The sequence below is a fragment of the Pedobacter sp. 22163 genome (genome assembly GCF_052045595.1).
GTDB lineage: Bacteria > Bacteroidota > Bacteroidia > Sphingobacteriales > Sphingobacteriaceae > Pedobacter.
Genome location: NZ_JBQEPM010000001.1, coordinates 81,321 through 103,669, shown reverse-complemented (window position 1 = coordinate 103,669; position 22,349 = coordinate 81,321). Strand labels below are relative to the sequence as shown.

Annotated in this window: 24 protein-coding genes; 7 read left to right on the top strand and 17 right to left on the bottom strand. The window is 35.7% G+C overall.

The annotated features are described in order from the left end of the window. Positions 1-76: 76 nt before the first annotated feature. The 8 genes from ACTJKN_RS00425 to ACTJKN_RS00390 all read right to left on the bottom strand — a co-directional run bounded on the left by ACTJKN_RS00425 (position 77) and on the right by ACTJKN_RS00390 (position 6,731). Positions 77-1,366, bottom strand: coding sequence for a citrate synthase (locus ACTJKN_RS00425; protein WP_057934373.1), 1,290 nt, complete (start codon positions 1,364-1,366; stop codon positions 77-79). 133 nt (positions 1,367-1,499) lie between these two features. Beyond that, positions 1,500-2,030, bottom strand: coding sequence for a DUF3347 domain-containing protein (locus tag ACTJKN_RS00420; RefSeq protein ID WP_440821696.1), 531 nt, complete (start codon positions 2,028-2,030; stop codon positions 1,500-1,502). Positions 2,031-2,125: 95 nt separating this feature from the next. Beyond that, positions 2,126-2,677: a hypothetical protein gene (locus ACTJKN_RS00415; protein WP_440821694.1), complete on the bottom strand. Its 552-nt coding sequence runs from the start codon at positions 2,675-2,677 to the stop codon at positions 2,126-2,128. A 143-nt stretch (positions 2,678-2,820) separates the two neighbouring features. Then, positions 2,821-3,339, bottom strand: coding sequence for a hypothetical protein (locus ACTJKN_RS00410; RefSeq protein WP_440821692.1), 519 nt, complete (start codon positions 3,337-3,339; stop codon positions 2,821-2,823). A gap of 117 nt (positions 3,340-3,456) precedes the next feature. Beyond that, a complete protein-coding gene (gene miaA / locus ACTJKN_RS00405) occupies positions 3,457-4,386 on the bottom strand; it encodes a tRNA (adenosine(37)-N6)-dimethylallyltransferase MiaA (protein WP_440821690.1) in 930 nt (309 codons plus the stop codon). Beyond that, complete coding sequence (locus ACTJKN_RS00400) at positions 4,386-5,168, bottom strand: hypothetical protein (protein WP_440821688.1); 783 nt, start codon at positions 5,166-5,168, stop codon at positions 4,386-4,388. Before ACTJKN_RS00400 ends, miaA begins: the two co-directional genes overlap by 1 nt. 53 nt (positions 5,169-5,221) lie before the next feature. Continuing rightward, positions 5,222-5,584, bottom strand: coding sequence for a hypothetical protein (locus ACTJKN_RS00395; RefSeq protein WP_440821686.1), 363 nt, complete (start codon positions 5,582-5,584; stop codon positions 5,222-5,224). 52 nt (positions 5,585-5,636) lie between these two features. Further along, positions 5,637-6,731, bottom strand: a complete 1,095-nt coding sequence (locus ACTJKN_RS00390) for an MBL fold metallo-hydrolase (RefSeq protein WP_440821684.1) — start codon at positions 6,729-6,731, stop codon at positions 5,637-5,639. Between the two features lie 560 nt (positions 6,732-7,291). On the opposite strand from ACTJKN_RS00390, the gene ACTJKN_RS00385 reads away from it, so the two are divergent. Continuing rightward, positions 7,292-8,308, top strand: coding sequence for a LacI family DNA-binding transcriptional regulator (locus tag ACTJKN_RS00385; protein ID WP_440821682.1), 1,017 nt, complete (start codon positions 7,292-7,294; stop codon positions 8,306-8,308). A 21-nt stretch (positions 8,309-8,329) separates the two neighbouring features. Here ACTJKN_RS00385 and ACTJKN_RS00380 read toward each other — a convergent pair whose 3' ends face one another. After that, positions 8,330-9,265 (bottom strand): helix-turn-helix transcriptional regulator, encoded by a 936-nt coding sequence (locus ACTJKN_RS00380; RefSeq protein ID WP_440821680.1) that lies wholly within the window; start codon positions 9,263-9,265, stop codon positions 8,330-8,332. Between the two features lie 292 nt (positions 9,266-9,557). Here ACTJKN_RS00380 and ACTJKN_RS00375 point away from each other — a divergent pair, with 292 nt between their 5' ends. Genes ACTJKN_RS00375 through ACTJKN_RS00360 form a run of 4 tightly spaced genes read left to right on the top strand, consistent with a single transcriptional unit; the run spans position 9,558 to position 14,119 of the window. After that, positions 9,558-11,621: a TonB-dependent receptor plug domain-containing protein gene (locus tag ACTJKN_RS00375; protein WP_440821678.1), complete on the top strand. Its 2,064-nt coding sequence runs from the start codon at positions 9,558-9,560 to the stop codon at positions 11,619-11,621. A gap of 25 nt (positions 11,622-11,646) precedes the next feature. Then, a complete protein-coding gene (locus tag ACTJKN_RS00370) occupies positions 11,647-12,687 on the top strand; it encodes an HmuY family protein (protein ID WP_440821676.1) in 1,041 nt (346 codons plus the stop codon). Between the two features lie 39 nt (positions 12,688-12,726). After that, positions 12,727-13,038, top strand: a complete 312-nt coding sequence (locus tag ACTJKN_RS00365; RefSeq protein WP_440821674.1) for a hypothetical protein — start codon at positions 12,727-12,729, stop codon at positions 13,036-13,038. A gap of 1 nt (position 13,039) precedes the next feature. Further along, positions 13,040-14,119, top strand: a complete 1,080-nt coding sequence (locus tag ACTJKN_RS00360; RefSeq protein ID WP_440821673.1) for a hypothetical protein — start codon at positions 13,040-13,042, stop codon at positions 14,117-14,119. 328 nt (positions 14,120-14,447) lie between these two features. On the opposite strand, the gene ACTJKN_RS00355 is transcribed toward ACTJKN_RS00360, so the two are convergent. The 4 genes from ACTJKN_RS00355 to ACTJKN_RS00340 form a co-directional block, all read right to left on the bottom strand. Then, entirely contained in the window at positions 14,448-14,627 is a 180-nt protein-coding gene (locus tag ACTJKN_RS00355) for a hypothetical protein (RefSeq protein ID WP_010602585.1), read from the bottom strand. A 182-nt stretch (positions 14,628-14,809) separates the two neighbouring features. Continuing rightward, the gene (locus ACTJKN_RS00350) at positions 14,810-15,394 is read right to left on the bottom strand and encodes a biliverdin-producing heme oxygenase (RefSeq protein ID WP_440821670.1); all 585 of its coding nucleotides are present in this window, start codon (positions 15,392-15,394) and stop codon (positions 14,810-14,812) included. A 73-nt stretch (positions 15,395-15,467) separates the two neighbouring features. Next, a complete protein-coding gene (locus ACTJKN_RS00345; protein WP_440821668.1) occupies positions 15,468-15,887 on the bottom strand; it encodes a response regulator in 420 nt (139 codons plus the stop codon). Position 15,888: 1 nt separating this feature from the next. Further along, a complete protein-coding gene (locus ACTJKN_RS00340) occupies positions 15,889-18,102 on the bottom strand; it encodes an ATP-binding protein (protein ID WP_440821666.1) in 2,214 nt (737 codons plus the stop codon). Between the two features lie 148 nt (positions 18,103-18,250). Between ACTJKN_RS00340 and ACTJKN_RS00335 the strand changes: the two genes are divergently transcribed. Beyond that, positions 18,251-18,619: a response regulator transcription factor gene (locus ACTJKN_RS00335; protein ID WP_440821664.1), complete on the top strand. Its 369-nt coding sequence runs from the start codon at positions 18,251-18,253 to the stop codon at positions 18,617-18,619. A 4-nt stretch (positions 18,620-18,623) separates the two neighbouring features. Here ACTJKN_RS00335 and ACTJKN_RS00330 read toward each other — a convergent pair whose 3' ends face one another. The 3 genes from ACTJKN_RS00330 to ACTJKN_RS00320 are packed head-to-tail and all read right to left on the bottom strand — an operon-like array spanning position 18,624 to position 19,988. Then, complete coding sequence (locus tag ACTJKN_RS00330; RefSeq protein WP_440821663.1) at positions 18,624-19,430, bottom strand: mechanosensitive ion channel family protein; 807 nt, start codon at positions 19,428-19,430, stop codon at positions 18,624-18,626. 24 nt (positions 19,431-19,454) lie between these two features. Continuing rightward, positions 19,455-19,607 carry a hypothetical protein gene (locus ACTJKN_RS00325; RefSeq protein WP_165456547.1) on the bottom strand — a complete coding sequence of 51 codons (153 nt, stop codon included), beginning with the start codon at positions 19,605-19,607 and terminating at the stop codon, positions 19,455-19,457. Between the two features lie 12 nt (positions 19,608-19,619). Continuing rightward, the gene (locus ACTJKN_RS00320; RefSeq protein WP_057934396.1) at positions 19,620-19,988 is read right to left on the bottom strand and encodes an STAS/SEC14 domain-containing protein; all 369 of its coding nucleotides are present in this window, start codon (positions 19,986-19,988) and stop codon (positions 19,620-19,622) included. A 140-nt stretch (positions 19,989-20,128) separates the two neighbouring features. Here ACTJKN_RS00320 and ACTJKN_RS00315 point away from each other — a divergent pair, with 140 nt between their 5' ends. Continuing rightward, positions 20,129-21,247 (top strand): alpha/beta hydrolase, encoded by a 1,119-nt coding sequence (locus ACTJKN_RS00315; protein ID WP_440821660.1) that lies wholly within the window; start codon positions 20,129-20,131, stop codon positions 21,245-21,247. A 233-nt stretch (positions 21,248-21,480) separates the two neighbouring features. On the opposite strand, the gene ku is transcribed toward ACTJKN_RS00315, so the two are convergent. Then, the gene (ku, locus tag ACTJKN_RS00310; RefSeq protein WP_440821658.1) at positions 21,481-22,251 is read right to left on the bottom strand and encodes a non-homologous end joining protein Ku; all 771 of its coding nucleotides are present in this window, start codon (positions 22,249-22,251) and stop codon (positions 21,481-21,483) included. Between the last annotated feature and the right edge of the window lie 98 nt (positions 22,252-22,349).

The window sequence follows — 22,349 nt, the reverse complement described above, 5'->3', positions numbered from 1 at the left end:
ACGGTTAGTGGATAAAAGCAACGTCCATAAAAAAACCACCCGATATTGTCGAGTGGTTTTTTTATGTGGAATGAAATTATTTTCTGTCTTTAAGCTCAACAAATTCTCTATCTGTTTCACCTACATAAATCTGGCGTGGGCGACCTATCGGCTCTTTATTTTCGTGCATTTCTTTCCATTGTGCAATCCATCCTGGTAAACGGCCTAAAGCAAATAGAACTGTAAACATTTCAGATGGGAAGCCTAATGCGCGGTAAATAATACCTGAATAGAAATCTACATTTGGATATAACTTACGGTCTATGAAATATTGATCAGTTAAAGCCGCTTCTTCTAATTTCTTAGCAATTTCTAAAATCGGATCATCAATACCTAGATTTTCCAGAATATCATCACAAGCTTTTTTAATAATTTTAGCTCTTGGATCGAAGTTTTTGTAAACCCTGTGCCCAAAGCCCATCATACGGAATGGATCGTTTTTGTCTTTCGCTTTGGCAATCCACTTTTCTGTATCACCACCATCAGCTTTAATCAACTCAAGCATATCGATCACAGCTTGGTTAGCACCACCATGTAGTGGGCCCCAAAGTGCAGCAATACCAGCAGCAATTGAAGCATATAAATTACAATCAGATGAACCTACAATACGAACGGTAGATGCTGAACAGTTTTGCTCGTGATCTGCATGCAGAATAAGCAATTTGTTCATCGCATTAACCACAATCGGATTTACATCGTAATCTTCAGTACGTTGTCCAAATGTCATCCAAAGGAAATTGGTTACATAATCATATTTATTTTTAGGATAAATAAGCGGATGACCTAATGATTTTTTATAAACGAAAGAAACAATGGTTGGGAATTTAGCCAAAAGTTTGATAATGGTTAAATCTTGTTCTTCTGCAGTTTGATTTGGTTTTAAGCACTCAGGATAGAATGTAGACAATGAGAAGATCAGGGAACCTAATTGACCCATTGGATGAGATCTTGATGGATACCCATCAAAAAATTTCTTCATGTCCTCATGGATCAAAGTATGCTTGCTTATGTCAGCCTGTAGATCTTCAAGTTGTTTTTGCGTTGGCAGATCTCCATAAATGATCAGATAAATGACCTCTAAAAAACTTGATTTTGCGGCAAGCTCTTCGATTGAATAACCTCTATATTTTAAAATGCCTTTTTCACCATCTAAAAAAGTGATTTTACTCTTGGTAGAACCAGTATTTTTAAAACCAGTATCTAAAGTAACAAAACCTGTTAGATCTCTTAATTTTGAAATATCAATGGCCTTTTCATCTTCTGTTCCTGTAATTACTGGCAATTCTACTGTCTTACCATCAACTTTGATCTCTGCAATATCTGACATATTATTGTATTGTGTTTATAGCTTTCTAAATTATATAAAATTAATATACATGCATAACAAATCTGTTAAATTAATATGAATAATTAGTCAAAATGACGTAACAATCGTGCTTAATTAGACAGGATCTGAAATCTTATTTTGCTTTGATTTCTTCGGCAACTCTCCCACACTCCAACATTTCTTTGCCGTAATAAGGATTTTTAATTTCCTTTTCGGTTGATAACCAGTCACCTCCATCTCCTTTATTCGCCATAGGGCAATGCTGAACATAAATTGTGCCTTTTTCTATTTCCGCATTTTTTAATAACGCAATTATATCTGCGCTTAAAACCGTGAAATCTTTTCTTTGCGAAACAAGATTATTGCTTGCCGCGATTTTGCCTGCAACAGCAGCAGTTGGCTCACAACCTTTATAAGCAGCTAAACTACTTTGTAACTGTGCTGCAGATTTTTGTGCATTAGCTGAATCTGATTTTACCAGTGAATTTTTTAAATCTACATATTGGTTAAAGATTTCAGATTTCTGCTTATCTTTTATAGAAACCTCATTTCTAACCGATGCTGAATCTGTTTTTGTTGAATCTTTAGGTTCTGTAGATTTTTTTTCTGCCTGGTTACAGGCCATTAAAGCGGTAAGTATTACTAATCCGAATATTCTTTTCATTGTATTTGGTTTTCGGCTCAAAATAGCAATTAAAATGGTAAATAAATAAAAAAGTCCCGATTTTCATCGGGACTTTAAATTAAATGATGTTCTAATTATAATTTGAAATTATATCCTAATCTCAGGTTAAATTGACCGGTTTTCATGAAATAGAGATCAGAAGCGCTATTGTTTACATAACCTTCGTATTTTATGCCCAGATCTAAACCATTTTTCCATTCGTAGCCTAAACCACCTGTATAAATAAAGTTCATGTTAGCACCATCTTTTATGGCCAAACCTGAACCTAATTCAGTACTTAAATACATTCTCTCGATCGGAAACACTTTAACGCCACCTAATAAAGGGATAAATTCGAACTTAAGCGGACTTCCTTTCCATTTTAATCTGGTATAACCACCCGAAGCAGTAAGGGCCACATAGGGGCTTAAATCATATTGAAGTCTTACATCTGCACCATAACCATAATCCATTTCAGACTTGTCTGGAAATAATCCACCGTTTACGCCTACGCCGATTTTAAAAGCCATACCGCTTCCTGATGTCATTGGTTCAGTTGAACCCATGGTTTGTGCCTTTAGATTGGAAGTGGTTAAGATTGCAAGGGCCGTTAATGTCGTTGCAAAAAGTTTAGTAACTGTTTTCATTTTAGATATTTTAAGTTATTAATTAAGGGTTTAGTTTATATACGTTAAAATATCTATTGTGGATTTTCATTTTTTTCAAAATGTTATGAAACAAGAAAGCCCCGACTTTAGTCGGGGCTTTCGCTATTATTTATGATTTAAGCTTACAAGTTAAATCCGTAAGCTAAACGTAGGCCAACATAACCAGTACTGTTACCATCTTTAGCTAAGCCTTCGTATTTTACGCCTAAATCTAAACCGTTACTCCATGCATAACCCAGAGCTGGCGAATACACAAATGATGTTCCGCTACCTTCGTTTGTACCGAAACCAGCACCAAGCTCTGCTAAACCATAAATACCAGAACCTGATTCATTAAAGAAATATTTAACACCAGCTTTTACAGGAATGTATCCAAAATCAGGAACATCTACGCCAGTATTGCCAATTTCTTTACCTAAGAAACGGGTATAACCAGCAGTAACAGGAATCGATAATTGTTTATCGATATCAAACTGATAACGTAAATCTGCGCCAAGCGCCACGCTATATGCATCGCTTGTTGGTATACCACCAAAAATACCGATTCCTAATTTTTGAGAAGATTGCGCATTAGCATTTGTAGTAAAGAATAAAGCCACGACAGCTGCTGAAGTAGCAATGATTTTAGTAATTGTTTTCATTTTAAGATATTGTTTTTGAGTTAAACTAATATGCAGCAACGAATACAAAGGTTGTGCCAGAATGCCTTTTTTAGTACTATTTAGGCCATAAACCAACATTAAGATGACCAATAAAAGTTAATTTTCGCTAAGTGAAACTTTTTCAACTACCAACTGTTGTAACAGGTTTGTTGGTGCTGATGCATCGAGCCAAACAACCTCAACATTGTCCTTTTCCATTTTCCTGAAAAAGGTATTTTGCCGTTTAGCATATTGGCAAATGGCAATACCCAATTTTAGTTTCAGTTCATCAAGCGTGAATAAGCCATCCAGGTAATTAACAATGAATTTATATTCCAACCCATAGAAAACCAATATCTCTTTACTAATGCCTTCATTAAGCAATTGTACTACTTCCTCAATTAAGCCTGCTTTAAATCTTTGATCCAGCCTTGTCAGGATTTTGGCACGTGTTATTTCGACTTCATTCTTTAAACCGAAAATAATGGGTTTAATTTCGGGCCGCTTTACAGCTTCCAGCTTGTTATGTTTCAAATATTGTGCTATTTCTAATGCCCTGATCAACCTCTTTTTTGAGGATAAATCAACATGATCAATATTCTCGCTATTATCATTCTGCAATTCTGAAATTAACGCTTCTTTCGATAATAAATTTAATTGATCTCTTAATAGTTGATTTACGGGAATGGCTGTAAAAGTTTGATTTTGCAAAAGGCTATGGATGTACATTCCTGTTCCGCCACAGAGAATGGGAATTTTGTTTTTTTCTGTTATGGATTCAAAGGCCTTGTAGAAATCGTTTTTAAAGGCATCTACATGATAACGTTCACCAGGTTCTAAAATATTGATTAAATGATGGGGAATCGTTTTGCCGTTAATATGATATTCTGGCAAATCTTTACCAGTACCAATATCCATCCGTTTAAATATCTGACGGCTATCGGCACTAATAATTTCGCCATTTAACGCATCAGCAACGCTTACAGCAAGTTTCGTTTTGCCCGATGCCGTTGCACCCAAAATGATGATGAGATTATGCTGGTCCATTAAAATTTGAGAATAAATTTTAAACTTCCTGTATTAAACACTTCCGTTGCCGAAACCTGATGAATCTTATTTAGCTGACGATTTAGATTTTTATCCAGAACATAAGTCTGCGGCTCCAAAATCGCCGTTTGCTTAAAACCCAATTTAATATAGGCTTCTCCTGCCGACCAATCACGATCTGCATAAGTCATCAGATCATTAGGTTTATACGTTTCAGCGAAAAAAGCAATCAACTTGCTAAGTCCTCCAGTAATAGAATAGCCAGCTTTAACGGCAAACCTGATCAATTCTGCTGATTTATAATTTTCGGTATGGTTCATTTTACGTAGCGCCGAAAAAGTAGCAACCGCTACAAGCGCCTCTTTTTCGAATAACCCAATTTTATAACGGCTACTTACTGAGCCCTGCAAGTGATTTTCAATTAAAAAAGAATCAGCCACGGGTTTAGTAATTTTGAATACTTTGGTTTTTCTACCGTGAATACGGATATTTTTTCCAAGCAAGGATTTAATTCTAGCTAAAACCTGATCCGGTTTTGATTGCCACAGATCTTCCCAAAGATGAATGAGTTTAATGCCTTCCTGATGATATTCTTCCTGTAACCCAATGAGGTGTTGTGGCATAAATTTATGGTTTAAATTTACCAGATGAATAATCAATTGAGGATCAATCCGTAATAATTGAAAGTCATGATCTATAAGAAAAAGACACTCAATTTTGTTATTAGCAAGTGCTAAGCTTAATTGATGATGCCAGTTAGCGTCAGAAGTTAAATTATTCAATCAGTAGAAGGTTTTTAGAAAAATTATCTACTGCAAATTTAACCATCAGATTGTTAAATCCATTCTTTTTCTTTAAAGTTAGTATGGATAATTTCTACCAGGGTTTTTACTTCTTTTAATTTGGAATCATCAAGTGCTGAAATTTTCAAACCTGCTTTGTTTTTGCCAAAATCGCTTAAATTATGATTTGTTGTAGAAAATTCATCTGTATTGATTTTAACTTCTACAGCATCACCATTAATATAAACGCCAGTAAAAAAGCGCTCGGTCACTTTTTCACCGTTTAATTCAATGTTTTTTTCACTATAAAGATCATACCCGTTTTCCGAATTTTCGTGTACCGTATATCCGCGGGTGGCATAGGGCTGTATTCCGGCTCTAATGGTCTGGAAAATTTCAACAAGATCAGTTTTCATAATTGTATTTGATTTTAGAATTAAACACCTTAGTACAATTATTGTTTAGTTTTTATTCTTCAAGCCACCAGTTTTCTGTCGGTAAATATTCATTTAGAATTATTGTTTCACCCAATTTTGGGGTAACCAAAGGAAGCTGTTTTGCTGCTGCAGCTAAAACCACTCTTTTAATGGGCTCGTTCCAGGGGTGCATGGCTAAGCTAAATTTGCCCCAATGCACCGGCATTAAAACTTTAGCTTTTAAATCGATAGCGGCCTGCACTGTTTCTTCGGGAAACATATGGATGTACGGCCAATAGGCATTGTACTGTCCACATTCGAGCAAAGCTAAATCGAAAGGACCAAACTCCTCACCTATTTTGGCAAAGTGTGTATCATAACCAGAATCGCCGCCCAAAAATAGTTGGTAGTTTTCAGTTCTCAATACAAAGGCCGACCAAAGGGTTTGATTTCTTTTAAATTTTCTTCCGGTAAAATGTCTTGCCGGAACCGCTGTTAGCTTCAGACTATTAAATAATGTTAACGATTCGTTCCAGCACAATTCATTTATTTTATCAGCTTTAACTCCCCATTTTTCTAAGTGTTCTCCTACTCCCAACGAAGTAACTATGGTTTTAACTTGTGGTGCAATTTTTAAAATACTGTTATAATCCAGGTGATCGTAATGATCGTGTGTGATGAGCAGGATATCGATATTTTTAAATTCTTCTGCTTTTACAACGTCTGTACCTAAAAAAGCCTTACTCCCAATAAATGAAAATGGAGATGGGGTTTTGCTAAAAACTGGATCAACCAGGATTCTTAAGCCCTCTACTTTAATGAGGTAAGATGAGTGCCCAAACCATGTAATCTCAGGAGCTCCGCTTTTAGGGCTTCCGTTTAGGTTAGGTTTAATAAAATGAAGTGCTTTATCTGGAGTTTTATTTAGATGTTTTTCGAAAAGAAATGCCTTTAATACCTTAAAAAAGCTAACACCTTCGGGTTGCATTAATGTTATCGACTGATTTTGCAATGCACCATCACGATAGTTAGCCTGGTGCTGGATTTTTTCCAATCGTAATCCCTTGGGTAAACGGCCAAAAACCGGAAGGTTCGTTATAATGAAGAACGCGATTAAGATAAAAAGTAAAATGTATATAGCTATCATTTATAAAATTAATAATAACCAAAGTAGGGATATGATTTTAAAAAAGAAGGCTGAGTGAAATATATGACGAATGGATTACTTCTTAAGGATTTAAGTAGCAATGCCAGAACTGACTGCGCTATTAAAAACTTTAAAATAATTAGAATAAGGCACTACCTTATTTATAACATGCTTAAATTTTATACCTTTGAATAAGGGTTAAACATATAGCTTAGATAACTTTTGTGCCTGCTTGCAGGAAAATAACCCAATTTGGCGGGAAGTGGTACGAACACTTCTCGTCTTTTTTGTTTAAATACCCCTCCAAATTGAGGGGTACTATTGTTAATCATTGGGATATAATTTAAACTGTATATCAATTTTGTTTTTTAAAGGACTAAAATTGCTTTCTATTTATAATTTTTCTATTATTATTTTAAGAGCGTATGGCCTTTAGCTTTTCCGAAAGTATTGATATTTATATAGCAGAGGAAAGAAATGAGAAAAAAAAACAGCGCAAACGTTTGATTAATTTTGTATTATTACATATTGAAGAAATTTAATGTAGTTTAGCACTCAGAATGCAGTCGAAACCAACAACCATCAAAGAAATAGCCAGAATTTTAAACATTTCTCCATCTAGTGTTTCCAGAGGATTGCACGATCATCCGAGCATTGGAGCGGTAACCAGGGAGAAAATTAAGCAGTTGGCGAAGTCTCTAAACTATGAGCCTAATAATGCAGCAATTCTTTTTCAAAAAGGGAAAACATATACTATTGGCGTAATTTTACCTGAACTATCAGAACACTTTTTTTCTATTGCTATTTCTGCAATTGAAGATGAAGCCATTAAGAAAAACTATACGGTTATTTTTGCACAGTCGCACGATAATTATGAGCAGGAAGTAAAGCTCGTTGAAAAAATGAAAAATCAGCGGGTAGATGGTTTATTGGTATCCATCAGTAAAGACACTTCAAAGTTTGATCATTTCGAGAAACTCAATTCATTCAATATACCTGTCGTATTTTTTGATCGGATACCTCCTTTTAAAAACGTGCATTATGTAGCGTGTAGCTTAGAAAGTGCAACAATTAAAGCGGTGAATTATCTTTTGAAAAAAGGACATAGAAGTATTGGAATGATTAATGGGCCAAATACCTTGTACGCAAGTGAGGAACGTAAAGATGGCTATATGCAGGCGATTACTTTTAACCGCTTAAAATTTGATCCGTCTTTGGTGGTAAACTGTGATTTAACTGAAGAAGGTACCATCGATGCTGCCAATCAATTTTTGAATCATAAGCGTAAACCTACAGCAATTGTAGCCTTTAACGATTATGTAGCACTCTTCCTGATTAAATATTTCAAAAAGCTGAATGTAATTAATGATTTTGATATCGTGAGTTATGCAAATCTGCCTATTATCAGCTACCTGGATAATTCGCCGGTAGCTTCAGTTGAACAATACCCCTATTTACAAGGACAAAAAGCGGCTAATATTCTGTTAGATCTTATTCATAGCCCCAATTCTGAGAACCAGGCTTACTACAACACTATTGTAGAGTCTGATTTGATTGTAAACGAGGTAAAAGAATAAACAAACGTTTGCGCTAAATTTCTAGCTTTTGTTTAAACTTCCCGGTAAAATGCTGTACTGTTTTTTAAAAGCAGTGATAAAATGTTGTGCATTTTTATAACCTACAAGGAAGGCAACTTCATTAACCATCTTCTTTTCCTTGGACAGAAAATAATACGCCTTTTCCATCCTGATTTTATATAAATAGCCAAACACTGTATAACCGGTTAGTTCTTTAAATCCTCTTTTAAGTTTATAGTCATTAATCCCGGCCTTACGCGAAAGTTCCATTAATGAATTAGGCCTTTGCAAATCATGCTCTACCAATTGTTTGGCCAATAGAATCTTTTTTAAATCCTCCTTTTTTAAAACGCGTGTTTGTTTCTCTTGTTTTTGATTAAAATAAGCAATAATCAACTCAAATATCCTGGCTTCAAGGAATAGACGTTTTACCCTACCCTCGTGTTTAGGAGAAACGATCTGCTGCAGTATCAAGCCGATTTCCGGGCTGATCGACTTTTGGATTCCGGTTTTAAGATCGTTACCAAGTTCTCCTCCTGTTACCTGCTTAAAGTAATCTTCTGTGAGCTGTATATAAAGGCATCTGGTTTTCTCTGTGATATTAAATTTGATCGAATTAACGCCACCTGCATTAAAATCCTGCTCGTTTTTAGCCAATGATAATAAATTATCGTGTTTATGGTTATAATAACAGTTAATCGCACCGCTCAGACAAAATAAAAAGCCGATATGTTGCTGAGAAGATTCAAAGCAAAAATTCTCTTCCTGATTCGGATGGATCTCAATAATGCCAATGTGGATTCCCTTAAACCACATTTCTTTTATTTGGTACTTTACATCGTTCTCATCTAATGTTACAACAGCCTCATCTATGTCGTTTATGCTTTCAAAGTTATCAGGATAAGTATTGTTATAAATGATATTTCCTTCAGGATAGCTTGAGAGTTTAATTGTCATCTGTATAAATTATTAATTTATTGCTCATCGTTTTCAATGGCATTTTTCACTTGCATTTATTTTCTCAATGGTGTTCAAGAGAACGCTTCGCTTAGTTAATGAGCTCACAAAAGCTCTTTTTTTTAAAGGTGTTAAGTGCTCATGATTTTTTCATCACATTGTGTGATGAAAAAATCATTGATGGTTCCATATTTATTTAATCCGTTTAGCGGTATTAATTATCCGTTTAGCGTTATCTGTTTTTTCTGATTATCTACAAATTTGCACAATTATTTATAATTAGTCTAAATAAATGAAGATATATTTATCAATTGCCTTATCGCTTTGTGGATTTGTTACTGTGGCTCAAGAAATTAAAGTTGATACTACAAAGGCAAATGATTTAAAAGATGTGGTTGTTACAGGGCAATATGGACCGCAAACTTTAAGAAATTCGGTATACAATGTCAGGACAATCACTGCCGAGCGGATAAAACTTAGAGCTGCCACCAATGTGCAACAGATTTTAAATACAGAGTTGGGTTTCCGTTTTAGCAATGATTTAACTTTAGGCACAACCGATGTTTCTTTAATGGGAATGACAGGACGGAATATTAAAATTTTATTGGATGGTGTACCGATGGTAGACCGGTCTGATGCCCGCGAAAGTTTAAACCAAATCGACATTAACACCATCGAAAGGATAGAAATTGTAGAAGGTCCGATGTCTGTTGTGTATGGCACTGATGCGCTGGCTGGTGTAATTAATATCATAACTAAAACCGCCGGGAAATCACTTTTGAATTTATCGGCAAGGGTACAGGAAGAAACGGCGGGCAATGAATATGAATTTTTATCAGAAAAGGGAAACCATATCCAAAATATCAGTGCCAACTGGAAGAATAAGGGCTGGAGTGTGCTTGCAGGTTTTACCCATAATGATTTTGGAGGATGGAACTTAGCCAGTAAAACAGCCACTATAGCTGAAGTTAATACTGTACCTAACCGTTGGAAACCTAAAGAACAGTTTTTGGGTAACGCAAAAATGGGCTATCGCAATAATAATTTTAGTATCTGGTACCGTTTTGATGGATTAAAGGAAGATATTTTTGTACGCAACGGATTAAATCCAAACAATTATAAGGGAATATTACAAACTTATACAACACACAGGTATACCCAACAGCTTCAATCGGAGTATAAATTTAGCAGTAAATTACAACTATCTGCTATCGCAGGTTTTACAAAACTTGATCGGGCCACGAGGACGGTTATTCATGATTTTAGCAATAATACTGAAGAACTTTCACCAGGTTTAGGTGAGCAGGATGTGGCTAAATTTAATTCTACCATATTCAGAGCTACAGCAATTTACACCTTAAACAAATCTGTTTCTTTCCAACCGGGTGTTGAGTATAATAGAGACGCAGCAAGTGGGCAAAGAATTAGCGGATCGCCTGTAATAAACGATTATGCCGCCTTTATTTCTGCTGAAATTAGATTTGCAGAGGGCATAAACATTAGACCGGGATTAAGATTCATCAAAAATTCGGTTTATGATGCCCCCCCTGTTATCCCTTCTTTAAATACTAAATTTGCTTTGGCTAAAAATTTGGATCTTCGTTTGGCTTACGCCAGAGGTTTCCGCTCTCCGGCGCTTAGAGAATTGTATTATGATTTTGTAGATGCCAGTCACACCATATTAGGTAATCCCAATTTAAAGGCAGAACAATCGAACAGTTTTAATGGTTCCTTTGCTTGGGCGGGCTTGCAAGAAAGGGATTTTCAATTTCGCTCTACCCTATCAGGTTTTTACAATTTGTTTAAAAATCGTATCGAATTTGGTTTTTCTCCTACAAACACATCGATCACTACACCAATCAATGTATCAAAATACAAAACAACTGGTGGAACTCTAGAAAACACGTTGATCTTTAAAAATCTTCAGGCTACGCTTGGGCTATCGTATATCGGACGATATAACGATCTGCCGGAAGACAATGATATAGAGGCTCCGGAATTTGCCTGGGCCACAGAGGTAAACTCGAACATTACCTATACTTTTCCGAAGATAAACGGGGGCATTAGCCTGTTTTATAAATACACAGGCAGTTTACCTAGTTATCAGCTTGCCACAAACAATACTGCAACATTGGTAAAGATTGGCGATTTCCATACGGCTGATTTAATGCTGAACAAAAATCTATTTAAATCTTTAACCATTAATATAGGCATTAAAAACCTATTTAATGTTACGCAGCTCGCCAATAGTTCAGCTAATAGCGGTGGCGCGCATAGCACAGGTGGAGCTGCAGTGCCGTATAGTTATGGTCGCTCTTATGTATTAGGACTAAGTTATAACTGGTATAAACTTTAATAAAAAACAATATAATCACAATAATATGAATAAATTTAACTCAATAGTCGCTGTCGCTTTTTTGGCAGTAACATTTACAGCCTGTAAAAAAGATACAGATGAACCTATTGTTGTAGTTCCACCATCTGATGGAAGTACTTTAACATTAAGCGGCAAGACTGCTGAATCAAATTATACTAATATCGTTTACGTAGACTTTAGCGCTGATAAACAAACTTTTGTAGATAGAAAAAGTTTCAATATCGGATTAACCTCTGACGGCAAATTTAGAGTAGTTCTTAATCCTTCATATCAAACTACAGCAACAGCAACATCCAAAACTGACATCACGGCGGTTACACTAGCAGATCCGGGCACAGCAGTTAATTTGAATCATGATATTTTGGATCCGCTTACGGTATCATTAGCCGATTCATGGGATGGAAATATTACTAAAACGGTATTTGCTGAAGTAAGTGCGACGGAAGCCGAAAACAAAGTTTATTTATTAAGCTACGAAGGAAATAAAGATAAAGATAAATGGTTTAAATTGAAGGTTACACGTAACGGTTCAGGTTACAAAATTCAATATGCCAGACTTAATGAAACGGTTATAAAGACTTTGGATGTACCTAAAAGTACCGATTATAACCTAGTCTTTGTTTCGTTGGAAAACAACAAAATTGTTCAGGCAGAACCAGTAAAAACGGCTTGGGACATTTCTTGGAGTTATAGTACATCTAATTCTGGCTTAGGCTCGCCTTATTGGGTTCAGGATTTTGTTTCAATCAATAACTTAGGCGGTGTAAGTGCGGCAATGGTATCTAAAAAAGATGCTTACGCAACATTTACAGAAGCAGATTTAGCCGCTCTTACTTTTCTACCGGCAAAAGATCTAATTGGGACAACCTGGAGAACTTCTCCTAGCCAAGCTGGTACGGGCGGTGCAGTTAAAAGTGATCTTTGCTATATTATTAAAGATGCCGCTGGCAATTATTATAAACTGAAATTCAACAGTTACATTTCTGGTGACGGTGGTGAACGCGGTAAACCAGTAATCGAATATAAATTGGTAAAAAAGGGATAAAAATGAAAATAAGTTAAATAATAAATTAATAATCTATCTATGAAATCTAAATTAAAATTACCCATGTTCAAAATTGGGACTGTTGTTTTATTAATCAGCATGGCTTTTGCAGGATGCAAAAAGGATGAAACCAAAATTGAACCCGTTTCTCAGACAACAAAAATATCTGAAGCCGAATTCACAAAACTTCTAAAGTACGTTTCTATAACTACAGGCGCACCAAATGATCAAATTGTCTTTGACGAAAAGAAACAAGAATTTGTTGTATACGGATGGTTTCATAAAAGTTTAGCCGATGCACTGCTGGAACATGACAGGTCAAATGAATATATAGCTACTTATGAAAACTAATATGAAGAAACAGCTCTTTATTTTTCTAGCCCTCATAGTGTTGGCTTTAACATCAAATGCACAGGTTACTTTACAAACGTTTCAAATTGGACAGAACTACTTGCAAAACAGTACAACGCTTAAAGTACCAAACACCTCAGTTGCTACTACTTTTAAATTCATAATTATTACTACCAGGGGCGTATCTTCTTCTGGCGGGTATGTTTCGGGTAATTGTAAGGTTTCTTTATATTATACTGAGAACCAAAGTGCAGATTCTAACATTCCAGATGATCCTTCTTCGGTATTACTGAAGACAGTGAATGTCACATCTTCAAATTACAGCCAAAATCAGGCTATTTTAGAAGATATTGATGCATCACTACCATCTAATAAGCAAAATGGCAAACTGGTTGTTAAATTTGAATTTTTGGACAATCAAAATATAAATCGCGTAAGTTACTCTACAACTCGATATGGTATATATGTTGTGCCCCCCCCGGTTGTTGTAACGATTACGAATAATATACTCAGCCTTTATGACAATGGAGGAAATCATTTAGGTGTGGTAGGAACAAAGGCTATTGTTAGTTCGGGAGAAATATATACTACAACATATGAAAAGAAAAATGCCAATGGAGTTTTCCAAGGTGTGACATTAAATGGTTACATTATTTCAGGCAATGAAGTTAATGGTGGATTAATATCTGGCCTAATGACAGATGGCGGAACCTACAGGCGAGTTTTAGCAGTCGCTTCCGGTGCTTTAAGCTATAGTAATGAAATAGTTGTTCCTCCGACAATTGCAACTTCAGCAAATACATATACTGTAACCAAAACAGAAGTATTTGATAACAACGGACTATTGATAGGAAATAATATAAAAATAATTCTTGACCATCCAGATTCAAATATTAGATTTTCAGCAATGCTTTTTGGTCCTGATGATCCATATAACTTACCTATCAACAAAGATTACGAATTTTTCTTTCCAATGTATTATGGGAACGATCGAGCAACCTATTATCCTGAAACAAACAGCGCAGTAAGCTTAACTTCTAACGGAGGCAACAGCATCACGGTAATACCATCATGGAGATAATTAATTTTTTATATTAATAAATACAAATAAAAAAATATGTTTTGTTAGTTGGATATAGGCTCTCCGCGATGGGGAGCTTTATCTTTTTATAGGGCTTATTAGTTTACAGGCGTCATGCCGAACTTGCTTTACAAGCAGAAATGGTATTTTCAATTGTTTGTAGCTACTCCGTGGTCAGCATCTATCATACTACAAGAAGCCCCTGAAAAGTTCAGGGTGACGATGCGCGGACTAGCGTTATGCCGTTAGAAATTGTAATAAGAAACATTATAAATGCAAAAAGGGCCCTGGCATACCAGAACCCTTTTTGTTTCTTACTCGCGAAATATTATTTTCCAGAGTTTTTCTTGTCAGTTACTTCTGCACGGATTTCTTGTGCTAAAACTTTAAGATCTTGCATTGCTTTACGCACACGAGTACCAGCAGCTGCATTGCCAGCATTATAAAATTTTTCTACATCTGCTTCAATAGCAGCAACAGCAGCTTTAACTTTTGAGAATTTTTCCATCGCTAATTGATGTTTTTAAGGTTTAAAAAATTTATTTTTTCAATAATACATATTTACCTTGAATTAACAACAGAAAGCAAATATTTATTTGAAAGAAGTTTTGCACATTTACACAATCAAAAAAATGCCCTGGCACTATTATAGAGGTATTTTTTTGGATTTTGAGATCAAAATCTGACAACTTAATTCAGTTGTTTCGATAAGTTGATCAGGTTGTTGAAGGTTAAATTGGCGCTATTTATACAGCGTTTATAATCTGCCTCAGTAACCGTCTGGTTTATGACAGAGACAAATATTTTCCATTTCGTACTCAGCTCATCGCCGTAAACGCCATAATAATTTAGGCCTCCATCCTTATCTTTAAAATTTGGATTGGCTAAAATATGCCTTTTAATTACGTTTCCGCCCAATGTAGCCCCTTCTAACACATACAGCGCACCCAAAACTTCGGCTGTATTTTTTTCTGGAACAAACAATTCAAAATCTAAACCTGGCAATGTTAAGCTATCTATATTCCAATATTTTAAGTCTTCTTCTAAAGCAGTGAGTTTCAATCTGCTTTTCATTTCTAATTGCTCGGCAATAGCTGCATCCAACATATTTGCGAGCGCATTCTCTAATTTCTGGTGAATAATATAATTAATGGTTAACAGCTTTTTATACTGATCAATGCTTAAAGAATTGTTCATAATCTCATTCACAAACATTAAGGATTCTAATGTTTTATGGTTTTCTGCTGTTTCAGTTCTCAATAAATTGGCAATCATATTTGGGAATTTAATTATTAAAAAGAAAAGATCCGGATTTGATGTCCGAATCTCTCCATATGGTTTATAAATTTTAATTTAACCTCAAATGTTGGTTAAACCAAAAATCGTGTACAGAATGTACACATTTAAGCAAGCTCTCGTAACCATCAGGTTTGGTAAGATAGGCATTGGCACCAAACTCTATTGACGCTTTTACATCATCAGGATTATCAGACGTAGAGAACAAAATTACAGGTATCGTTTTGAGATAAGGAATATCCCGTATAAATTTTAACAGATCTAATCCCGATAGTCCGGGCAGATTCAAGTCAAGCAAAATTAATTTAGGTTTGATTTTACTTTCAGCAAAATGCTGAAGTTTTTGTAATGCTTCTGCCCCATCCTCAATTATAGTTAAAATAAGGGTATCCTTAACCTCTTGTACAGCACTTTGCATAAAAAATGCATAGTCTATATCATCCTCAACATAAAATATATCTGGTGTTTTCATTTTATCTGTTTTTAAAAGCAACAAAAAATGTAGATCCTACGTTTAACTTACTCTCAAACCAAACCCTGCCGTTGTGTTTTTCTACAACCCTTTTTACAATTGCTAGTCCCACTCCTGTTCCTTCTATTTCCTTAACATTATCCATGCGCTTAAAAAGCTCAAAAACCCGGTCGTAATAACGGTTGTCGATTCCTATTCCATTATCTTTAACAGCATAGATAGTCTCCCCTCCATCTATATACGCAGAAACCTCTACTTTAGGTTTGTCAACCATGGCAGAGTATTTTACTGCGTTACCAATCAAGTTTGTAAAAACCTGCGCTATCATGGTTTTGTCTCCTTTTATATTTGCAAGTTCCCCCACAACTAATTCGGTACGGTCTGCTTTAAAGGCCGACCAAACTTCGCTTTTTATTTCTTTTAACAGCGATGTTATATCAACTGTTTCAAAATTTATTTCAGAACGGCCAACTCTTGCTAGATTTAGGATCTCTTTAATTAAGAAATTCATTTTATCTGCTCCTATTAAAATCCTACCCAACATTTTTTGGCCATTTTCATCAATGCTCTTATTTTTAAGCATAAGCTCAGCATAAGTTTTTATCGAGGTTAATGGTGTTCTTAAATCGTGCGAAACCGTATAGCTAAAAGTATCTAATTCTTCGTAAGCAGCCTGTAGCTTTTCATTGAGCAGCCTAATTTCGTTGGCCTTTTTATTGATGTCGGTAATAATAATTTCGCGTATCCTTAAAACCGAGGCAATTTCTTCAGCCATCCATTTTTCAGATGTATTATTAACAACCTGCGACCAGGTTTCGAACGATTTACGGGGAGATAGGCTTAACAAGCCATTTTCTGAAGGAACCACAGGTTTTTCGGGATTTCCAGCCCAATTCACTGTGGTAATGATTTCGGGCTTAAACCAGATAATCATTTCACCCATTTCTTTATTTAGCATGCAAGAAAGAAGTCCAGAGGCTATTGACTTGTATTTTTTAGCTGGAGAATGGATTTCAGACAATCGATGGGTATAATATATCGATTCATCATTGGTCGTTTTTAACCATTCAACGAGTTCTCTTATTTCTTCTTCTGATGGTACATTTCCAATAGTTTTAAGCTCATTTTCGAAAATAATGGCCACCCCTGAAGCTTTGGTTGCATCTAAAATGGTTCTTTTATGGGTAGTTACGGCCTCAATTAAATATTTATCACGGTTTAAATGTTCTAAAAGAACATTGGCAGTACTTTTAAATTGCTCAATAACGGTTGCATCTTCTTCTTCCTGGCGGTATTCTAACGCTGAAGAAAGGATCTGCCCGATTAACTTAGCACCTTCTCTGGCTTTATAGTCAATAAACTTAGGACTATAGTTATGGCAGGCAATTAATCCCCATAATTCGCCATGAGCGATTAAGGATATGCTAAAACTCGAATGAACACCCATATTCTTCAGATATTGAATATGTATGGGCGATACGGCGCGTAAACTACCATTGGTTAGATCGAGTGCTTCGTTTTCTTTAAAAGTTAGAATTGGCGAATCAGTTATATTTACATCTGCAATTAACCTGGTCAGATTGAGTTTATAAAGCGCTCGAGCCTGTTTAGGAATATCAGATGCAGGGTAATGCAATCCAAAAAATGGTTCTAAATCTGCTTCTTTTTCTTCTGCTACAACTTCGCCATGACCATCTTCTAAAAATTTATAGATCATAATCCGATCGTAATTGATCAGTTTTTTTACCTCCTGAGCAGCACCTTTTAACAGCGCTGAAATACTTTTCCCCTGAAGCATAGATGAAGCAGAGCGACCTATAGAACGCTGAATATCGAATTGTAAGGTTACTGGCTCAAATTCTAAAAGCCAATCACTTTCTGAAGAAGAAATAATCAGATAAAAAGAAAGGCCATTGATTTCAACCGGATGTGGACTAATTGCATCAAAGCTTTTACGGATAATGCCCAGCTTAAGTAATTCTTCGATATTAAACGCTGGATCTTGTTGTTTAATAAACTGGTTTAAGACCGAAAGTTGTTTGTTTAATAGACTTTTAGCTTCTTCCGCTAAAAAGACTGCTACGTTTTCACTAATGTAGGTAATCGATAGGTTGTTCTTATCAACTGCTACTAAAAAGCCATGTGATTGAATTTTACCCGGAATATGGATGGGTTCTTTATCGCAGTTGTTTAGGTCAACAGAAAATTTAGTCATATGTATTTTGATATTGCAGCGTATTTATTTAATTGCACGAATTAACAAATATTAATCCTTTTTTTAGAATGTCTCTATTTTGGAAAATTCGGTTTTGAGATTTATTTTTTATTATATATTTGTTTGAAATTTAAAAATCATCTCAACCTTGGCAAAGAAGAATATTTTGGTTATCGAAGATAATCATGCAATCCTTGATGTTATAACCCTTATTTTAGAAAGCGAAGCTTTTAACGTTGATGGACTAAACAAAGGTGCTGATTTTATTAACCATGTTCAGAAATTTAATCCGGATGTAATAATTATGGATATTATGCTGCCCGATGCTGATGGAAGGGTACTTTTAAAAGAACTCAAAGATACCGTAGCTACACAGCATATCCCCGTTTTAATGATTTCTGCCCGTTATAATGCCAACAATTATACTTTAAATGGTATGGAAGCTGATGATTTTATGGCTAAGCCTTTTAACATAGATGAATTGATGGATAAGATTTACGCATTATTGAGAAAGTAAGTATTTATTCGGCCATACCCGGTAATTTTATTCCTCCCAGTTTTAAGTTTTTCATCAGCACTTCCAGAAAAGAAAGTTTAGTATCTGTAAAACCGTGTGCTTTAACCCAAACATTTAAATTTACTTTAAATCCACTATCTTCTAAAGCAGACACACCGATTCTTCTTTCTGGTGTTTTGAGACAATCTTTAAATTCATCAACGGTTTTATTAAAAATAGTCACGATCTGTTCATAATCGATACCATAGCTAAACTTCATTTCAATATCCAACCTCCTGCTACCCTCTCTGCTGATATTGATAATCACTTCGTTTGATAATTTACCATTTGGAATAACTACAGTTCTGTTATCAAATGTTTTAACAATGGTATAAAATATCTGGATCGATGTTACCGTCCCTTCCTGACTTTGTGCAATGATATTATCACCTACAACGAAAGGTTTCAACAGTAAAATCAATACTCCACTGGCAAAATTTTGCAGTGTACCCGATAAAGCCAAGCCTGCCGCAACCCCAATACCACCAATAAGTACCGTTAAAAAAGTAAGCTGAATGCCAATAATCTGCATTACTGTAAGCACCAGTAAAACCCTTAGGGTAATGAGTAATAAACTGGTTAAAAATGGCCGCAGTGATGGATTTATATCTTTGCGGTGCATACCACCCTGCATCCATTTTCCCAGCAGCTTAATTAGCCATAAGCCTAAAATAAGCAATACTATACCTAAAATTACAGATGGTCCTTTTTCAATTATCCAATCGTAGGCTTTATCATAAAAATGCTCGATATTACTGGCATCAGTCTTCATAAACTAGGAATTTGCTTCTATCTATTAAGGTTTTTTATGTTTAACGGGAGCATCTTTAGTTACATTTACTTTCTTGGCATCTTTGGCTGATGTTACTTTATCATCAGCACCTTTAGCTTTTGCATTTTTCGGTGCAGTAGCCTTGCTACTTTCTGCCGATGTTTTAGAATTTTTCATCTTTTTTAATCTTTAATCTTCAGCATTCAGCCAGGCTTTCGCTTCTTCTATTTCTTCTGGTTTAAAGCCTTTAGATTTACCTGGCGTAGCCACTGTGAAAATATCAGTAAACCACTCAACTCCTTTTTCGGCGCTTACTACGGCTATTTTTTTCCATTTGGTGAAATTTTCTAAACCCGCTTTAACATCCTGTACCCAGGCACCTGCTGTAAAATTTTTCACATCAGTTTCTAAAACCAATAGATATCTGATTTCTTTAAATCGTTCAGCGGTTCTTTTCAAACCTGTTAATAAAACGCTCTTTACATCATCGCTTGTTACCTCTCCGGTAGCTCTTACGCCAAAAATATGATCTGGTAGCCCTGTTATTTCTGTTAGCATAATTATTTCATTTATTTAAGAACACACTAATTCATCAAGATGTTTGCCATTTAAATAAATTCTGAAAAGTTGAGTGGTAACAAAAACACTATCTTACTGATACTGTTATACAAACGACATTTATAAAATAAAACAATCCTATGAAAACTAACTGGTTAAAACCTGCTTCATTTATTTGTGCTGTGGCTGTTTGTATTGCTGCTTGTACAGGCGGAACAAAAACGACTGCGATTACAGATTCGACCATAAGCGACTCTTCAGTAACTGCAGCATTAAAACCTGCCGGCCCTGCTCCTGAATGGGGAAAAACAATAAAGCCAGAAATGCAGGCTGTAATAGAAAAATTAAATAGCTATGGAGATAAACCTTTAGAAACTTTAAGTGCTGCCGATGCACGCAAAAATCATACACCAACCGATGCCGTAATGGATTTGGCAAAACAAAACAATATAACCATACCAGCCGCTAAGGTAGATACCATGGGGAAAGATATTGATGTTAGCGGAGGCAAAATCCATTTGCGCATTTACACGCCAAAAGCCGGCAGCGGGCCTTATCCATTAATTGTTTATTACCATGGCGGTGGTTTCGTTATTGCCAATTTAGATGTTTATAATGCATCTGCACAGGCTTTGGCAGAGCAGGTTGGTGCAATTGTGGTTTCTGTAGCTTACCGTTTGGCACCCGAAAACAAGTTCCCTACGGCGCATAACGATGCTTTTACAGCTTACGAATGGGCAGTTAAAAATGCGGTAGATTTAAAAGCCGATCCAGCTAAGATTGCAGTTGTTGGTGAAAGTGCAGGTGGAAATTTAGCAGCAAATGTATCTATTATGGCCAGAGACAAACACATTATGCTTCCCGTATACCAGGTTTTGATCTATCCCATTGCTCAAGCAGATATGAACACTGAATCGTATAAAATGTATGAAAAAGCCAAACCGCTGAACAAAGCAATGATGGGCTGGTTTACCGAGAAATATCTAAATACAATGATTGAAGCGCAAGACCCTAAAATATCATTGGTTAATGCCAATTTAAAAGGGCTTCCATCAACTACTATTATTACAGCCGAAATAGATCCTTTACACGATGATGGTGTAATACTTGCTGATAAATTGAAAGCGGCCGGGGTAAAAGTGAGCAGTAAAAATTATGAAGGCGTAACACATGAGTTTTTTGGTATGGCCTTGCTTGTACCAGAAGCAAAAGCTGCTCAGACCTATGCCGCGGATCAACTGAAGGCTGCTTTTAAATAAAAAACACCCTGGAGTGGTGTTTACTCCAGGGTTGTTCTTGCATGGCGTTTTGCGCTGAGCGTTTTAACCGCAGATGGACACAGGTAAAAACGGATTTCCGTATCTGTGTCCATCCTTAATAGCTGTGGTTAAATTATTTATCGGATTTGTCTAACTACTCCATTGCCTCAAGCCCCAATGTATTTTTGTTTGTAGTACAATTCTAAACCCTTTACGCTAACCGCTAAACCTAATTAAGCGCCTTTCTTCGAGCCCAAACTCTGCATCAATTGATCATACAGATCATCACTTGTGGCTTTTTGTGGTTTCATCTTTTTAACAGTCGCACGTTTGCCTTTAGACTTTGCTTTGATAATTTTCAATAGTTCGCTACTGTAATCATCTTTAAAGGCGCTCAAGTCGAATTTGGAGCTGTATTGTTTAATCAAGGCCAAGCCCACATCCATCTCTTTTTTAGTGATGGTAATATCATCAACCTTGTTAATTTCTGATAAACTTCTTATTTCCTGCTCAAACCTGATTTTAGTAATCACAATTACATGTTCCATGGGATGGATAACACAAAGATTTTCTGTATTCCGCAGTACAAATCTGGCCACTCCGGCCTTACCCGATTTCTCTAGGGCCTTTAGCAATAATCCATAAGCTTTTTTGCCCTGCTTTTCTGGCTCGGTGTAATAAGAAGTTTCATAATAAACAGGATTAATGTCTTTTATATCCACAAAGTTCTCCAATTCGATGATTTTAGTTTTTTCAGGTGCAGCCTCTTCAAAATCGTGCTTATCTAAAATAATGTATCTGTCTTTTAAAAAATAACCTCTAACGATCTTCTCATAAGGCACTTCTTTATGGGTATTTTCATTCACCCTTAAAAATTTAATCTTTGCGTGATCACGCTCATCGAGCATATCTAAATCGAGATTACTATTCTGGACAGCAGAAAACAACTTAATTGGAATGTTTACCAAACCAAATCCAATAGAACCTTTCCATATTGATCTCATAGTTAAATATTTACTTACTAACAAGTGTCCAAATCAGATTGTTTTGGCTTTATTAAGCGTAAATTGAGGAAATCACAAACTATTTAGATAATACAATG

Bases quoted from the DNA above. Each gene is read 5' to 3' on its own strand.
- ACTJKN_RS00410 (WP_440821692.1), bottom strand. From the start codon at position 3,339: ATGAAAACAATTACTAAAATCATTGCTACTTCAGCAGCTGTCGTGGCT.
- ACTJKN_RS00375 (WP_440821678.1), top strand. From the start codon at position 9,558: ATGAAGATATATTTATCAATTGCCTTATCGCTTTGTGGATTTGTTACT.
- ACTJKN_RS00395 (WP_440821686.1), bottom strand. From the start codon at position 5,584: ATGAAAACTGATCTTGTTGAAATTTTCCAGACCATTAGAGCCGGAATA.
- ACTJKN_RS00320 (WP_057934396.1), bottom strand. From the start codon at position 19,988: ATGCTAACAGAAATAACAGGGCTACCAGATCATATTTTTGGCGTAAGA.
- ACTJKN_RS00365 (WP_440821674.1), top strand. From the start codon at position 12,727: ATGAAATCTAAATTAAAATTACCCATGTTCAAAATTGGGACTGTTGTT.
- ACTJKN_RS00425 (WP_057934373.1), bottom strand. From the start codon at position 1,366: ATGTCAGATATTGCAGAGATCAAAGTTGATGGTAAGACAGTAGAATTG.
- ACTJKN_RS00345 (WP_440821668.1), bottom strand. From the start codon at position 15,887: ATGAAAACACCAGATATATTTTATGTTGAGGATGATATAGACTATGCA.
- ACTJKN_RS00350 (WP_440821670.1), bottom strand. From the start codon at position 15,394: ATGATTGCCAATTTATTGAGAACTGAAACAGCAGAAAACCATAAAACA.
- ACTJKN_RS00420 (WP_440821696.1), bottom strand. From the start codon at position 2,030: ATGAAAAGAATATTCGGATTAGTAATACTTACCGCTTTAATGGCCTGT.
- ACTJKN_RS00370 (WP_440821676.1), top strand. From the start codon at position 11,647: ATGAATAAATTTAACTCAATAGTCGCTGTCGCTTTTTTGGCAGTAACA.
- ACTJKN_RS00360 (WP_440821673.1), top strand. From the start codon at position 13,040: ATGAAGAAACAGCTCTTTATTTTTCTAGCCCTCATAGTGTTGGCTTTA.
- ACTJKN_RS00325 (WP_165456547.1), bottom strand. From the start codon at position 19,607: ATGAAAAATTCTAAAACATCGGCAGAAAGTAGCAAGGCTACTGCACCG.
- ACTJKN_RS00415 (WP_440821694.1), bottom strand. From the start codon at position 2,677: ATGAAAACAGTTACTAAACTTTTTGCAACGACATTAACGGCCCTTGCA.
- ACTJKN_RS00380 (WP_440821680.1), bottom strand. From the start codon at position 9,265: ATGACAATTAAACTCTCAAGCTATCCTGAAGGAAATATCATTTATAAC.
- ku (WP_440821658.1), bottom strand. From the start codon at position 22,251: ATGAGATCAATATGGAAAGGTTCTATTGGATTTGGTTTGGTAAACATT.
- ACTJKN_RS00355 (WP_010602585.1), bottom strand. From the start codon at position 14,627: ATGGAAAAATTCTCAAAAGTTAAAGCTGCTGTTGCTGCTATTGAAGCA.
- miaA (WP_440821690.1), bottom strand. From the start codon at position 4,386: ATGGACCAGCATAATCTCATCATCATTTTGGGTGCAACGGCATCGGGC.
- ACTJKN_RS00385 (WP_440821682.1), top strand. From the start codon at position 7,292: ATGCAGTCGAAACCAACAACCATCAAAGAAATAGCCAGAATTTTAAAC.
- ACTJKN_RS00315 (WP_440821660.1), top strand. From the start codon at position 20,129: ATGAAAACTAACTGGTTAAAACCTGCTTCATTTATTTGTGCTGTGGCT.
- ACTJKN_RS00330 (WP_440821663.1), bottom strand. From the start codon at position 19,430: ATGAAGACTGATGCCAGTAATATCGAGCATTTTTATGATAAAGCCTAC.
- ACTJKN_RS00390 (WP_440821684.1), bottom strand. From the start codon at position 6,731: ATGATAGCTATATACATTTTACTTTTTATCTTAATCGCGTTCTTCATT.
- ACTJKN_RS00340 (WP_440821666.1), bottom strand. From the start codon at position 18,102: ATGACTAAATTTTCTGTTGACCTAAACAACTGCGATAAAGAACCCATC.